12 protein-coding genes are annotated in these 13,624 nt (G+C 68.8%); 9 read left to right on the top strand and 3 right to left on the bottom strand.

The genetic code is table 11. From position 1 onward, the window contains the following. Positions 1-173 precede the first annotated feature (173 nt). The 3 genes from rpoH to ACFOES_RS08570 all read left to right on the top strand — a co-directional run bounded on the left by rpoH (position 174) and on the right by ACFOES_RS08570 (position 2,989). Complete coding sequence (rpoH, locus tag ACFOES_RS08580) at positions 174-1,067, top strand: RNA polymerase sigma factor RpoH (RefSeq protein WP_377832822.1); 894 nt, start codon at positions 174-176, stop codon at positions 1,065-1,067. Positions 1,068-1,510: 443 nt separating this feature from the next. Then, entirely contained in the window at positions 1,511-2,473 is a 963-nt protein-coding gene (locus ACFOES_RS08575) for a Gfo/Idh/MocA family protein (protein WP_377832821.1), read from the top strand. Between the two features lie 9 nt (positions 2,474-2,482). Then, positions 2,483-2,989, top strand: coding sequence for a host attachment protein (locus tag ACFOES_RS08570; RefSeq protein ID WP_377832820.1), 507 nt, complete (start codon positions 2,483-2,485; stop codon positions 2,987-2,989). Between the two features lie 27 nt (positions 2,990-3,016). Here ACFOES_RS08570 and ACFOES_RS08565 read toward each other — a convergent pair whose 3' ends face one another. Both ACFOES_RS08565 and ACFOES_RS08560 read right to left on the bottom strand, forming a co-directional pair. Beyond that, positions 3,017-4,186: a dipeptidase gene (locus ACFOES_RS08565; RefSeq protein WP_377832819.1), complete on the bottom strand. Its 1,170-nt coding sequence runs from the start codon at positions 4,184-4,186 to the stop codon at positions 3,017-3,019. 106 nt (positions 4,187-4,292) lie between these two features. Beyond that, positions 4,293-6,122 carry a M3 family oligoendopeptidase gene (locus ACFOES_RS08560; RefSeq protein ID WP_377832818.1) on the bottom strand — a complete coding sequence of 610 codons (1,830 nt, stop codon included), beginning with the start codon at positions 6,120-6,122 and terminating at the stop codon, positions 4,293-4,295. 430 nt (positions 6,123-6,552) lie between these two features. On the opposite strand from ACFOES_RS08560, the gene ACFOES_RS08555 reads away from it, so the two are divergent. The 6 genes from ACFOES_RS08555 (at position 6,553) to ACFOES_RS08530 (ending at position 12,577) form a co-directional block, all read left to right on the top strand. Then, positions 6,553-7,968: a circularly permuted type 2 ATP-grasp protein gene (locus ACFOES_RS08555; protein WP_377832817.1), complete on the top strand. Its 1,416-nt coding sequence runs from the start codon at positions 6,553-6,555 to the stop codon at positions 7,966-7,968. Between the two features lie 4 nt (positions 7,969-7,972). Then, positions 7,973-8,929 carry an alpha-E domain-containing protein gene (locus ACFOES_RS08550; RefSeq protein ID WP_377832816.1) on the top strand — a complete coding sequence of 319 codons (957 nt, stop codon included), beginning with the start codon at positions 7,973-7,975 and terminating at the stop codon, positions 8,927-8,929. Beyond that, positions 8,926-9,741, top strand: coding sequence for a transglutaminase family protein (locus tag ACFOES_RS08545; protein WP_377832815.1), 816 nt, complete (start codon positions 8,926-8,928; stop codon positions 9,739-9,741). The genes ACFOES_RS08550 and ACFOES_RS08545 overlap by 4 nt, the downstream gene beginning before the upstream one ends. Before the next feature lie 43 nt (positions 9,742-9,784). Beyond that, the gene (locus ACFOES_RS08540; protein WP_377832814.1) at positions 9,785-10,513 is read left to right on the top strand and encodes a peptidase; all 729 of its coding nucleotides are present in this window, start codon (positions 9,785-9,787) and stop codon (positions 10,511-10,513) included. A 220-nt stretch (positions 10,514-10,733) separates the two neighbouring features. After that, a complete protein-coding gene (locus ACFOES_RS08535) occupies positions 10,734-11,648 on the top strand; it encodes a hydroxyacid dehydrogenase (protein WP_377832813.1) in 915 nt (304 codons plus the stop codon). A gap of 101 nt (positions 11,649-11,749) precedes the next feature. Further along, the gene (locus tag ACFOES_RS08530) at positions 11,750-12,577 is read left to right on the top strand and encodes a fumarylacetoacetate hydrolase family protein (RefSeq protein WP_377832812.1); all 828 of its coding nucleotides are present in this window, start codon (positions 11,750-11,752) and stop codon (positions 12,575-12,577) included. A gap of 98 nt (positions 12,578-12,675) precedes the next feature. On the opposite strand, the gene ACFOES_RS08525 is transcribed toward ACFOES_RS08530, so the two are convergent. After that, the gene (locus ACFOES_RS08525; RefSeq protein ID WP_377832811.1) at positions 12,676-13,623 is read right to left on the bottom strand and encodes an alpha/beta fold hydrolase; all 948 of its coding nucleotides are present in this window, start codon (positions 13,621-13,623) and stop codon (positions 12,676-12,678) included. Position 13,624 lies beyond the last annotated feature (1 nt).

Below are 13,624 nucleotides of genomic sequence, written 5' to 3'. Positions count from 1 at the left end.
CCGGCCGGCGACGGAAAAACAGTTATCCTGCGTATAACTATTTGAGCGAAATCATGGGCCGGGGCGTATTGCCCCAGTAGTTTCAACGTCAATCGGGTCTTGAACCACGTTGTGCGAGTGCCTAGGTCCGAATGTTCCCCGCCCAGGGAGAGGTGGGAAATAGGGAGAATTGCATGAGCAGCTACACGAATCTTCCCGCACCGTCGCCCGAACAGGGGTTGAACCGGTATCTGCAGGAGATCCGCAAGTTCCCGATGCTGGAACCCGAAGAGGAATACATGCTGGCCAAGCGCTGGGTCGACCACCAGGACGCCGAGGCGGCGCACAAGATGGTCACCAGCCACCTGCGCCTCGCCGCCAAGATCGCCATGGGCTATCGCGGCTACGGCTTGCCGCAGGCCGAGGTGATCTCGGAGGCCAATGTCGGCCTGATGCAGGCGGTCAAGCGCTTCGACCCGGAAAAGGGCTTCCGGCTGGCGACCTATGCGATGTGGTGGATCCGGGCCTCGATCCAGGAATACATCCTGCGCTCGTGGTCGCTGGTGAAGCTGGGCACGACCAGCGCCCAGAAGAAGCTGTTCTTCAACCTGCGCAAGGCCAAGGCCCGGATCGGTGCGCTGGAAGAGGGCGACCTGCGGCCCGAGAACGTCCAGAAGATCGCCCATGACCTGAACGTCACCGAGGACGAGGTCATCTCGATGAACCGGCGGCTGTCGGGCGGCGACGCCTCGCTCAACGCCACGGTCGGCACCGAGGACGGTTCGGCGCAGTGGCAGGACTGGCTCGAGGACGAGGATGCCGACCAGGCCAGCGCCTATGCCGAGAAGGACGAGCTCGAGGCCCGGCGCGAGCTGCTGGTGCAGGCGATGGACGTGCTCAACGACCGCGAGAAGGACATCCTGATGCAGCGCCGGCTCAAGGAGCAGCCGGTGACGCTGGAGGAACTGTCGGGCCAATATGACGTCAGCCGCGAACGGATCCGCCAGATCGAGGTCCGCGCCTTCGAGAAGCTGCAGAAGCGGATGCGCGAGCTGGCGGCCGAGAAGGGGCTGATGCAGCCGGCGTAAGAGGCGCGGGACCGCGCCGCGCCAGAGGACCCGCCATTGTAGCCCGACCTAATCCGCCCGGTGCGCGCGGGAACCGCGCAGGGCGAGCGCCTGCCCGTCGTCACGCCGGAGGCGTGCCTTCGGCACGACGCGGGCTGGCGCTTTGGGCGCCCGTGCGCGACGTTCGTATTGTGGAGGGCTGGGCTGACATGAAGCGCGCCGTTCGGGTGTTGCGAGCGCCATCCCACGGGCAGGCGCTCGCCCTGCTTTGGGCGCGGCCGACTCCAACCCTCTGCCTGCCCTTCGCGCTGTCTTGATCTGGCCATTCCCTCCTTCCCGTGAGTGAGCGCGGCCCTCCGTCTCGCGGGATGCGCAATGCCCCCTTCGTCTCTCCCGCGCCATTGTCCTCCGCCCGTGGCCGCAGTAGCGTGCGGGCAACGGAAACAGGCGTAGCGGAGGGAACGATGGACATGGTCAACTGGGGTATTCTGAGCGCCGCCAAGATCGCCCGCGAATGGGTGGCGCCGGCGATCCACAATTCCGAGCGCGGCCGCATCGCCGCCATTGCCAGCCGCACCCCCGGCAAGGCCGAGGCGCTGGCCGCCCCCTATGGCGATGTCTGGTGCCATTCCGACTACGACGCGCTGCTCGAGGATCCCAATATCGACGCCGTCTACATCCCGCTGCCCAACGCCGCCCATGTCACCTGGACCGAGCGGGCGCTGAAGGCCGGCAAGCACGTGCTGTGCGAAAAGCCGATCGCGCTCGAGGCCGACCAGATCGACCACCTGATCCGGGTTCGCGACCAGACCGGGCTGCTCGCCGCCGAGGCCTTCATGGTCACCCATCACCCGCAATGGCACCGCGTCCGCAGCCTGATCGCCGAGGGCGCGATCGGTCGTCTCACCCATGTCCAGGGCGGGTTCTCATTCTTCAACGACGACCCGCAGAACATTCGCAACGATGCCGCCCAGGGCGGCGGCGCGCTGCGCGACATCGGCGTCTACCCCTCGGTCACCGCCCGCTTCGTCACCGGCGAGGAGCCCGATAACGTCACGGCGCGGATCGACTGGGAGCACGGCATCGACGCCAGCGCCCGGGTCTGGGCCGAGTTTCCCTCCTTCACCATGGATTTCTTCGTCTCGATGCGGCGCCATCCGTGGCAGCAGATGCTGTTCCACGGCACCGCCGGCTGGATCCGCGTCAACGCCCCCTTCAATGCCGGTGCCTATGCCGACGAGGTGATCGAGATCGCCGACCGGACCGGTGCCCGCCGGATCGAGCGCCATGCCGCGGTCGACCAGTACACGGCCCAGATCGATGCCTTCAACGCGACGGTGCTGGACGGCGACGCGTTCGGCTGCCCGCTGGAATTCTCGCGCGGGAACCAGCGCATGATCGACATGATCTATGCCGCCGGGACTTGAGCGGAATCAATGACGGCGCGCGCGGGCGGGTCCAGACTTCCTGCAACAGACCTGCTTCAGGAGGGAAGGATGAAACCCGTTCGCACGATGATCGTTCTGGCCAACGAAAAACGTTTCCGGCTGCTGATGAACGAAGGGGTCGGCAAGGGGCTGACCGAGATTGAGGATCGCGGGCGCGAGGAATTCCCCGAGGTCGAGACCGAATTCTCCGACCGTCCGGGGCGCAACACCGCCTCCGACGGCGGCTCCCGCCACGGCTTCCAGCCGCACGAGACCGAGCGCGAGCAGATCCGCGACCGGTTCGCTGCGCGGCTGGTCGAGGAAATCGCCGCCGCTTTCGACGGCGAAGGGGCCGACCAACTGGTGATCGCCGCCGCGCCGCGGATGCTGGGAGAGCTGCGTGCCGACCTCTCGGAGGCGTTGCGCAGCAAGATCAGCGCCGAGCTCGACAAGGACCTGCTCAAGATCCCGCTGACCGAGCTCGAGGCCCATCTGAAGGATGTGCTCGCGGTCTAGCCGGCACTCGCGAGGGGCAGGGCGGCATCAGGCGTCGGGCAGCATCCGATCGAGCACCCGCACCATGTTGCCGCCCATCACCTTGGCGATCGTGGCCTGGTCCAGCCCGGCCTGCAGCAGTGCGGCGGTGACCACCGCCAGTTCCGAGGCGTCGAAGGGCTCGGGCACGGTGCCGTCGAAATCCGAGCCGAGCGAGACATGGTCCTCGCCCAGCACCTCGATCGCAGCCCGGATCGCCGCGGCGATGCCGGCGGGCGAGGTGTCGCCGATCACTTCCTGCCAGTAGCCGATGCCGGCGACACCGCCACGGGCGACAATGTCCTGCATCAGGTCGTCGGGGAAGTTGCGCGGCGACTGGCAATGCGAGCAGATGCCGGTGTGGCTGACGACCAGCGGCACCTCGGTCATCGCCAGCACGTCGCGCGCCGTCTGGACGCTGGAATGGGTCAGGTCGATGATGAAGCCCTTCTCGACCAGCTTCGCCACCACCCGCCGGCCATAGTCGGTCAACCCCGCGCCCGAGGCGCCATGCAGCGAGCCGCCCATTTCGGTATCGAGGAAATGGTGCAGCCCGATCAGCCGGAAACCGGCGTCCCACAGCCGGTCGAGATTCTCGATCCTTGCGTCCAGCACATGGGCGCCCTCGGCCCCCAGCACCGCGCCGACGACCGGCTGGCCGCCGGCCCGTGCCGCCAGCAGCGCCTGTAGGTCGCCCCGCGTCCGCAGCACCCGCAGCTCGCCCGGCGCCCGGGCGGCAAAACGGTGCAGCTTCTGCGCCTGGTAGAGCCCGCGCTCGCACAGCGACCACCAGGTCCGCATCGGCCAGAGCTGCGCCATCGCCAGCAGGGTGATGCGGTCGCCGCCGGGCTCGTTCTGGATCACGTTGCGCCCGACCGGCACGCAGGTGACGGTGGTGAAGACCTGCAGCGCGACATTGCCCTCGCGCAGCCGCGGCAGGTCGACATGGCCGCGCCGCCCGCGCCGGAGCAGGTCGCGCTTCCACAACAGCGAGTCGCAATGCCAGTCGCCGATCACCAGCCGCTCGTGCAGCGCCCGCGCCGCCTCGGGCACCTCGTAGGGGTCATGCGGGATGACGCTGTTCATCCCCTTCTCGGCGATCCCCGGCCCGAAGGTCAGGAACCCCGCCAGCCCGACCAGGGCAACGGCAAGGACACCAAGCACAATCTCCAGAACCATCCCGCGTCCCTGCCCACTTTCTGCTCATAGACATCCCGGGGGTCGCCATTGTCGCGCCATTGCTCCGAGAGACAATGGCGACGGGGCAGCGCCCCCGGCCTTGCCGTCAGTCTTCCATCGCCTCGAGCTCGTCGATGAAACCGGCGATCATGCTCAGCCCCTTGTCCCAGAAGGTCGGGTCCGAGGCATCGAGGCCGAAGGGCGCCAGAAGCTCCTTGTGATGCTTCGAGCCGCCGGCCTTCAGCATCTCGAAATACTTCTCCTGGAAGCCCGGCTCGCCCTCGGCATAGACGGCGTAGAGCGCGTTCACCAGCCCGTCGCCGAAGGCATAGGCATAGACGTAGAAGGGCGAGTGGACGAAATGCGGCACATAGGCCCAGAAGGTCTCGTAGCCGTCCATGAACTCGAAGGCGTCGCCCAGGCTCTGCGCCTGTACCGACATCCACAGCGCGTTGATGTCGTCCGGGGTCAGCTCGCCCTCGGTCCGGGCCGCGTGCAGCTTGCACTCGAAGTCGTAGAACGCGATCTGGCGCACCACGGTGTTGATCATGTCCTCGACCTTGCCGGCCAGAAGCGTCTTGCGCTCGGCCTTGGTCCTGGCGCCGTCGAGCAGCTTTCTGAACGTCAGCATCTCGCCGAAGACGCTGGCCGTTTCCGCCAGCGTCAGCGGCGTCGAGGACAGCAGCTCGCCCTGGTCGGCGGCCAGCACCTGGTGGACGCCGTGGCCAAGCTCATGCGCCAGGGTCATCACGTCGCGCGGCTTGCCGAGGTAGTTGAGCAGCACGTAGGGATGGACGTCGACCACGGTCGGGTGGGCGAAGGCGCCCGGCGCCTTGCCCGGCTTGACCCCGGCATCGATCCAGCCCTTGTCGAAGAACGGCCGGGCGATCTCGGCCATGCGCGGGTCGAAGGCGGCATAGGCGTCCAGCACCGTCGCCCGGGCCTCGTCCCAATCCACCGTCTTCGGCGTCTCGGTCGGCAGCGGCGCGTTGCGGTCCCAGATTTCCAGCTTCTCCAGCCCCATCCACTTGGCCTTGAGCCGGTAGTAGCGGTGCGAAAGCTTGGGATAGGCCGCGACCACGGCGTTGCGCAGCGCCTCGACGACCTCGGGCTCGACATGGTTGGCGAGGTGCCGGGCCATCTGCGGGCTCGGCATCTTGCGCCAGCGGTCCTCGATCTCCTTCTCCTTGGCCAGCGTGTTGTGGACGCGCGAGAACAGCTTGAGGTTCTTGCCGAAGGCCTCGGCCAGCGCCCGCGCGCCGGCTTCGCGCTTGACCCGGTCGGTGTCGGTCAGCAGGTTCAGCGTCGCTTCCAGCGGCAGCGGTTCGTCCTCGCCGGCGACCTCGAAGGTCATCCCGGCCAGAGTCTCGTCGAACAGCTTGTTCCAGGCCGCAGAGCCGACCGCCGACTGGTCGTGCAGGAACCTCTCGAGCTCGTCCGACAGCTGGTAGGGCCGCAACGCCCGCATCCGGTCGAAGACCGGCTTGTAGCGCGCCAGATCGGCATTGGCGGCCAGCAGGGCGTCGAGATGGGCGTCGTCGAGGCGGTTGAACTCGAGGCTGAAGAAGACCAGCGGCGTGGTGAAGACGGTGATCTTCTCCTGGCAGTCGCCGAGGAACTTGGCGCGCTCGGCATCGATGGTGTTCTGGTAGTAGCGCAGGCCGGCATAGGACATCAGCCGGCCGGCGACGACGTCGATCTTCTCGTAGCGCAGCACGCAATCCAGCATCCCGGCGGCGTCGAGCGCGGCCAGCTTGCCCTCGTAATCGGCGGCGAAATCGGCGCAGGCCTGTTCCAGCCACGCCATGTCGCGCGCCAGTTCCGGCGCGTCGGGGGCGGCGTAGAGATCGGTCAGATCCCATTCCGGCAGCGCGCCGAACCCGCCTTGCGCGGAGGCATTGGCATCGAGGACGGGAAAGGGCAGGGGCAGCGTCATGATGATCCTCTCTTTATGGTCGCCCCATCTAGGCGCGATGCGCCCCGGGGTGCAAGGCAAGCGCATGTGACGGGGCGGGTGGGGGGGCGAGGACGGCGCCGTCGGTCAGCGCCGGGGGGCCAGCCCCCCGGACCCCCCGGGATATTTGAGAGCAGAAAGTGGGGCAGGACGTTTCCGGGCTTTTTGTGAGCGACACTGGCCCGGGGGAGCCCGGAACGGGCGGGGGCAGCGCCCCCTGCCGCGCTCCATGCCGAGAATACGGGCGGAAATTGGAGCGGCATGGTCGTGCGTTAGGGGGCTGTCCCGGGCGCGGCCCCCGTCTGCCCAATTTCCGGGCACCGCTTGGCGCGCTTTTCGGGTGCGGAGAGACGAGCCCTTCCCTTGGCCGGCGGGCGCTGCTTAACTGGTGTTGTAACGACAGGCGGGACGCATGGCGCCAGACTATTTCAACGAGATGTATCATTCGGGGCAGGTTCGCCCGCCCTATCAACGCCTTGAAGACTGGACCCGCGCGATGCCGGCCGAGCTGCGCAGCCTCAAGCAGGCCGAGGCCGAGGCGCTGTTCCGCCGCATCGGCATCACCTTCGCGGTCTATGGCGAGGGCGGCGACCCGGACCGGCTGATCCCCTTCGACATGTTCCCGCGGGTCTTCACCGGGGCCGAATGGGCGAAGCTGGAACGCGGCATCAAGCAGCGGGCGCGGGCGCTCAACGCCTTCCTCGTCGATGTCTACGGCCGCGGCGAGATCGTGCGGGCGGGGCGGATCCCGGCCCGGCTGGTCTATCTCAACGAGGCCTACGAGAAGGCGGTGGCCGGGATCGTGCCGCCGCGCGGCGTCTACAGCCATATCGTCGGCATCGACCTGGTGCGCACCGGGCCGGACGAGTTCTTCGTGCTCGAGGACAATTGCCGCACGCCCTCGGGCGTCTCCTACATGCTCGAGAACCGCGAGATCATGATGCGGATGTTCCCCGAGCTGTTCCGCGAGAACCGGATCCAGCCGGTCGAACGCTACCCCGAGCTGCTGCGCCGGACGCTGGCCTCGGTGGCGCCCGAGAAATGCGACCGCAATCCGACCGTCGCCATCCTGACGCCGGGCCATTTCAACAGCGCCTATTACGAGCACAGCTTCCTCGCCGACCTGATGGGGGTCGAGCTGGTCGAGGGCCAGGACCTGTTCGTCGAGGGCGAATTCGTCTGGATGCGGACGACCGAGGGGCCGAAGAAGGTCGACGTCCTCTATCGCCGGATCGACGACGCCTTCCTCGATCCGCTCTGCTTCCGGCCCGATTCTGCGCTGGGCATCGCCGGGCTGATGGATGTCTACCGCTCGGGCGGCGTCACCATCGCCTCGGCGCCGGGCGCCGGGGTGGCCGACGACAAGGCGATCTACACCTTCGTGCCCGAGATGATCCGCTTCTACCTCGGCGAGGAACCGATCCTGAACAACGTGCCGACCTGGCAATGTTCCCGGGAGGAGGACCTGAAATACGTCCTCGCCCATCTGCCCGAACTGGTGGTCAAGGAGGTGCACGGCTCGGGCGGTTACGGCATGCTGGTCGGGCCCAAGGCGACCAAGGAGCAGATCGCCTGGTTCGCCGACAAGCTGCGCGAGGTGCCCGAGAACTACATCGCCCAGCCGACGCTGGCGCTGTCGACGGTGCCGACCTTCGTCGAGGAGGGCATCGCGCCGCGCCATGTCGACCTGCGGCCCTATTGCCTGGTGGGCGAGCAGATCGAGCTGGTGCCGGGCGGGCTGACCCGGGTCGCGCTGACCGAGGGCAGCCTGGTCGTGAACTCGTCCCAGGGCGGGGGCGTCAAGGATACCTGGGTGCTGGCGGAGTGATCGCATGCTGAGCCGGACGGCCGACAACCTGTACTGGATCGCGCGCTACATGGAGCGCGCCGAGACCATGGCGCGGCTGCTGCATGTCGGCGGCCGCATCGCGCTGCTGCCCTCGGCCGGGGGCGGCGGCATGAGCAACGAATGGGAAAGCCTGCTGCAGGCCTCGGGCACCGCCGAGGGCTTCGCCAGGAAATACGGCGACCCGGTGCAGCGCAACATCGAGAGCTATTTCTTCTTCGACCACGACAATCCCTCGTCGATCGCCTCCTGCATCGAGGCGGCGCGCGAGAATGCCCGCATCGTCCGCACCGCGCTGACCGGGCAGGTCTGGGAGGCGCTGAACACCGCCTTCCAGGAGCTGCGCCAGCTCGAACGCACGCCGCGCTCGGAACTCGATCTCGGCCGGCTGACCGATTGGACCATGCGCCAGACCGCGATGCTGCGCGGCGCCATCGACACCACGCTTCTGCGCAACGACGGCTGGGATTTCCTCAACCTCGGCTACTACCTCGAACGGGCCGACAACACCGCCCGGCTGATGGACGTGAAATACTACGTCCTGCTGCCGCGGGCCGATTTCGTCGGCTCGGGCTTCGACAATTACCAATGGGTGCTCTTGCTGCGCGCCCTGTCGGTGCATCGCGCCTTCCACTGGGCCTATGGCGGCGAGGTCACGGCGCAGAAGATCGCCGATTTCCTGATCCTCAACCCGCAATGCCCGCGCTCGCTCCTGACCTGTGCGGTGGGGGCGGTGGACCATCTCGACCGGCTGTCCAAGGCCTATGGCCGCAGCAGCGAGGCGCGCAGCCGGGCGCGGGCGATGCTGGGCGAACTGGCCGAGCTGTCGGTCGACGACGTCTTCGAGGAAGGGCTGCACGAGTTCCTCAGCCGCGTCATCAACCAGGTCGCGCGGCTGGGCGGGCTGGTGCATGAAGGCTATCTCAGCGGGGATGTCCGATGATCCTGACCGTCACCCATACCACGCTCTACCGCTACGACGCGCCGGTGCGCGGCGTCGTCCAGAGCCACCGGCTGACGCCGTCGCGATTCGACGGCCAGCAGCCGCGCGCCTGGCAGGTCACGGTGTCGGGCGGGATCGTCGGCGGCGGCTTCCGCGACGGCGCCGGCGACTGGGTGCAGAGCCATTCGGTGCCCGGCCCGGTTTCGGAAATCACCGTCCATGTCGAGGGCACGGTCGAGACCCGCGACACGACGGGGATGCTGCGCGGCCACCGCGAGGGCATCGCGCCCGAGGTCTACCTGCGCAAGACGGCGCCGACCCGGCCCGATGCCGCGCTGGCCGCGCTGGCGGCCGCGGCCGTCGCGGGCTGCGACGACCGGCTCGACTGCGCCCACCGGCTGTCGGCGGCAGTGAGCGAGGCGATCGCCTACCGGCCCGGCGTCACCCATGCCCATACCACCGCCGCCGAGGCGCTGGCGCTGGGCGAGGGCGTCTGCCAGGACCATGCCCACGCCCTGATCGGCGCCGCCCGCGCGGTCGGGCTGCCGGCGCGCTACGTCTCGGGCTACCTGATGGCGGCCGAGGACGGCACCCGGCACGAGGCCGCCCATGCCTGGGCCGAGATCTGGGTCGAGGGGCTGAAATGCTGGGTCGGCTTCGACGCCGCCAACCGCTGCTGCCCCGACGACCGCTATATCCGGCTCGGCTCGGGCCTCGACGCCCGCGACGCCGCCCCGATCCGCGGTTCGGCCCGCGGCACCGGCGGCGAGAGCCTCGATGTCACGGTTGCCATCCAGTCGGTGCAGCAATAGTGTCCGCCGGTCTGTCCATCGGTCCGTTTCCCCGGGGCTTCCCATGACCTACTGCGTCGGCCTGCTGCTCAATCAAGGCATGGTCCTTCTGTCCGATACCCGCACCAATGCGGGGCTCGACAATATCGCGACCTATCGCAAGACCTTCCTGTTCGAGGAGCCGGGCGAGCGGGTCATCGCCATCCTCACCGCCGGCAGCCTGTCGGTGACCCAGACCACCATCGCCCGGCTGCGCGACAAGATCGACGATCCGGAGCACGGCGACGAGGCGCCCTCGATCATGACCGCGCCGACGATGCTGGCGGTGGCCGAGGTGGTCGGCAACACGCTGGCCTCGGTGCGCCAGGACGTCGACGCCAAGATGAGCGCGGCCAAGGTCTCGACCTCGGCCTCGATGATCGTCGCCGGTCAGCGCAAGGGCGGCGGGCCGCGGATGTTCCTGATCTATCCCGAGGGCAACTTCATCGAGGCGACCGAGGACACCCCCTTCCTGCAGATCGGCGAGCACAAATACGGCAAGCCGATCCTCGACCGGGTGGTGACGACGGAGACCCCGCTGCTGGACGCCCAGAAGGCGGTGCTGCTGTCGATGGATTCCACCCTGCGCTCGAACCTCTCGGTCGGCATGCCGCTCGACCTGACGGTGATCGAGCGCGACGCGTTGAAGGTGACGATGCAGCGCCGGATCGAGGCCGGCGACGAGCAGTTCCGCGAGATGAGCGAGGCCTGGAGCCAGGCCCTGCGCGACGGCTTCAGCCGGATCTCGATCTAGGATGCCGCGAGGCCTGTCTTGCGCCCGGCGCCCCGCCGGGCGGCGCCCGCCCCTCCCCCCGGGAGGGCGCTTTGCGCGGTTTCATGCTGCCTTGGCGTCGGGTGTCTTGCGCTTTCCGGTCCCGAGACCGGCGTCACGGCACGCCCTCCCAGGGGCGGGCGCCGCCCGTCTTCCGGTAGGGCAGATGCCCGCGTTTCGGTCTTGTTGAAGAGCTTGTCCCATGCCCCGTATCCTAGTGACCGAACCGATCCATGACGATGCCGTCGCCCTGCTGAGGGAGGCCGGCTGCGAGATCACCTCCGACGCCCCGCTGGACGAGGTCGATGCCGTCATCGTCCGCACCGATCCGATCCCGGCCGGCGCGCTGGCGCCGGGGCGGCTCAAGGTGATTTCCAAGCACGGCGTCGGGGTCGACAACATCCCGCTCGAGGCGGCGCGGGCGGCCGGGATCGCGGTGACCAACACGCCCGGCGCCAATGCCGGCTCGGTCGCGGAGCATGCGCTGATGCTGATGCTGGCTCTGGCCAAGGCGCTGCCGGCGATGCAGCGGGCGGCGCGGGCCGGCGGGCTGCCCGACCCGGCGGCGCAGGTGATCGAGCTGGCCGGGCGCCGCCTGCTGGTCGCTGGCTACGGCCAGAGCGGAAAGCGGCTGGCGTCGCTGGCCGCCGCGCTGGGGATGCGGGTCACGGTCTGGTCGCGCAGCCTGAAAGGAGCGACCACGCCGGAAGGGTACACGGTGGCGCCCGATTTCCGCGCCGCCCTGCCGCAATCGGACGTGGTCAGCCTGCACCTGCCGCTGGTGCCCGAGACCCGCGGGATGCTCGGCGCCGCCGAGCTGGCGCTGCTGCCGCGCGGGGCGCTGGTCATCAATACCGGCCGCGGCGGGCTGATCGACGAGGCGGCGCTGCTGGCGGCCGATCACCTCGGCGGTTTCGGTCTCGACGTGGTCGCGGGCGAACCGATCCGGCCCGACAATCCGCTGCTGCGGGCGCCGAACGGCATCGTCACCCCGCATAGCGCGGCGATGACCGGCGAGGCGTTCCGCAACATGGGGATGATGGCGGCGCGGAACGTGCTTGATGCGCTGGCCGGGCGCGCCGACCCGACCTGCCTGGTGGTGCCGCCGCCCGGCTGAACCGGCGCCCCGAGCCCGCGCCCCGAGCCCGCGCCGACATCGGCTTGACCTTCCCGCCGGCCCGGCCTTTGATGCCGCCGCAAACGAACGGGAGGCAGGACATGAAGTTCCTCAGATATGGCGAAGCCGGGGCCGAGAAACCGGGCATTCTGGACGACGAGGGCCGGCTGCGCGACCTGTCGGGCGTGATCGACGACCTGTCGGGCGAGGTGCTGGGAGAGCTCGGCACGCTGTCCTCCGAGGGCCTGCCGGTGGTCGAGGGCAACCCGCGCATCGGCCCTTGCGTCGGCAATATCGGCAAGCTGGTCTGCATCGGGCTGAACTATTCCGACCACGCCGCCGAGGCCGGCATGGACGCGCCGCCGGAACCGATCGTCTTCATGAAGGCGACCTCGGCCATCGTCGGGCCGAACGACAGGGTCATGATCCCGCGCGGCTCGGAAAAGACCGACTGGGAGGTCGAGCTGGGCGTGGTGATCGGCAAGACGGCGAAATATGTCAGCCAGGAAGAGGCGCTGGACTGCGTCGCCGGCTACTGCGTCGTCAACGACGTCTCGGAACGTGCCTTCCAGACCGAGCGCGCCGGGCAATGGACCAAGGGCAAGAGCTGCGACACCTTCGGCCCGGTCGGGCCCTGGCTGGTGACGCCGGACGAGGTCGGCGACCCGCAGGACCTGGCCCTGTCGCTGCGCCTGAACGGCGAGGTGATGCAGCAGGGACGGACCGACAAGATGATCTTCCCGGTCGCCCATATCATCTCCTATCTCAGCCAGATGATGTCGCTTCAGCCGGGCGACGTGATCGCAACCGGCACCCCGCCGGGCGTCGGCATGGGGATGGAGCCGCCGCGGTTCCTCGTCAAGGGCGACGTGATGGAGCTGACGGTCGAGGGGCTGGGCACCCAGCGCCAGGAGGTCGGCGCGGAGTGAGAGCGGGGAGGGGGGCGCTGCCCCCCGTCCCGGGCCGGGGCCCGGGACTCCCCCCGGGATATTTTCGCTGAGAGGAAAGCCCGCCCGGGAAAGGTGCCTCAGCGATGTGCGGCAAAATGGGCCGCCGCCGCGTCGAAGAAGCGGGCGCGGGTGTCCGGGCCTTCCATCATGATCTCGTGCTCGGCGCCGGCGACGCGCTCCAGCGTGCCGGCCGGCCAGCTGGCCATCCGGCGTTCGACCGAGGGCACGTCGACGATGCGCTCGTTGCCGCCGAGGAAGGTGATCACCGGGGTCGCCGGCGCCGGCGCCGCGACCAGCGCGCGGCACTCGGCCAGCGCCTCGTGCAGCCAGTTCAGGCTCGGCCCGCCCAGCGACAGCTCGGGATGGGTGGTGACCTGGGTCCGCATCATCTCCCACATCGCGGCGTCGGTGGTCAGGGTGTTGTCCTCGAACGGCGCCTCGGCGACATAGGTGACCGGGCCGGTGCCGGGGGCGTAGCGATGGCCGAAGCCGAGCACCTTGCTCGAGGCCGACAGGGCATGGGCGAAGGGCCGGGTCAGCGGCGCGATCTTGATCCCCCACATCGGCGCGCTGAACAGCGCCGCCTTGACCGGCAGGCCCTCGAACAGCGCCCGCAGCCCGATGGCGCCGCCCATCGAATGGCCGATCAGGTAGAAGGGCGCGGGCAGGCCCAGCCCCTGGGCAGCCTCAAGAACGGCCTGCAAGTCCTTCTGGTAATCGACGAATTTCGCCACGTGCCCGGTATTGCGGTCGGCCAGCGGCCGGTCGGCCAGGCCCTGGCCGCGCCAGTCGATCGCCACCATGGCATAGCCGCGCTGGCCCAGATCGCCGGCAGCGGCGGCGTATTTCTCGACATATTCGGTGCGGCCGGGGCAGAGCAGCACCGTGCCCTGCGCGCCCTCGGTCCAGAAGCCGGCCCGCAGCCGGGTGCCGTCGCCGGCATGGAGCCACAGGCAATGCGCCGGGGCCGGGCCTCCGGCGACATCGGCGAAGAACGGCGCCACCGCGCGCACCGGCCCGGCCATC

Origin of the sequence: Acidimangrovimonas pyrenivorans, assembly GCF_042643245.1 — a bacterium.
In the GTDB taxonomy this organism is placed as follows: Bacteria; Pseudomonadota; Alphaproteobacteria; order Rhodobacterales; family Rhodobacteraceae; genus Acidimangrovimonas; species Acidimangrovimonas pyrenivorans.
Note: the sequence above shows the minus strand (reverse complement) of the source record. Positions and strands in the feature narration are given on the sequence as shown.

Bases quoted from the DNA above. Each gene is read 5' to 3' on its own strand.
- rpoH (WP_377832822.1), top strand. From the start codon at position 174: ATGAGCAGCTACACGAATCTTCCCGCACCGTCGCCCGAACAGGGGTTG.
- ACFOES_RS08575 (WP_377832821.1), top strand. From the start codon at position 1,511: ATGGACATGGTCAACTGGGGTATTCTGAGCGCCGCCAAGATCGCCCGC.
- ACFOES_RS08570 (WP_377832820.1), top strand. From the start codon at position 2,483: ATGACGGCGCGCGCGGGCGGGTCCAGACTTCCTGCAACAGACCTGCTT.
- ACFOES_RS08565 (WP_377832819.1), bottom strand. From the start codon at position 4,186: ATGGTTCTGGAGATTGTGCTTGGTGTCCTTGCCGTTGCCCTGGTCGGG.
- ACFOES_RS08560 (WP_377832818.1), bottom strand. From the start codon at position 6,122: ATGACGCTGCCCCTGCCCTTTCCCGTCCTCGATGCCAATGCCTCCGCG.
- ACFOES_RS08555 (WP_377832817.1), top strand. From the start codon at position 6,553: ATGGCGCCAGACTATTTCAACGAGATGTATCATTCGGGGCAGGTTCGC.
- ACFOES_RS08550 (WP_377832816.1), top strand. From the start codon at position 7,973: ATGCTGAGCCGGACGGCCGACAACCTGTACTGGATCGCGCGCTACATG.
- ACFOES_RS08545 (WP_377832815.1), top strand. From the start codon at position 8,926: ATGATCCTGACCGTCACCCATACCACGCTCTACCGCTACGACGCGCCG.
- ACFOES_RS08540 (WP_377832814.1), top strand. From the start codon at position 9,785: ATGACCTACTGCGTCGGCCTGCTGCTCAATCAAGGCATGGTCCTTCTG.
- ACFOES_RS08535 (WP_377832813.1), top strand. From the start codon at position 10,734: ATGCCCCGTATCCTAGTGACCGAACCGATCCATGACGATGCCGTCGCC.
- ACFOES_RS08530 (WP_377832812.1), top strand. From the start codon at position 11,750: ATGAAGTTCCTCAGATATGGCGAAGCCGGGGCCGAGAAACCGGGCATT.
- ACFOES_RS08525 (WP_377832811.1), bottom strand. From the start codon at position 13,623: ATGGCCGGGCCGGTGCGCGCGGTGGCGCCGTTCTTCGCCGATGTCGCC.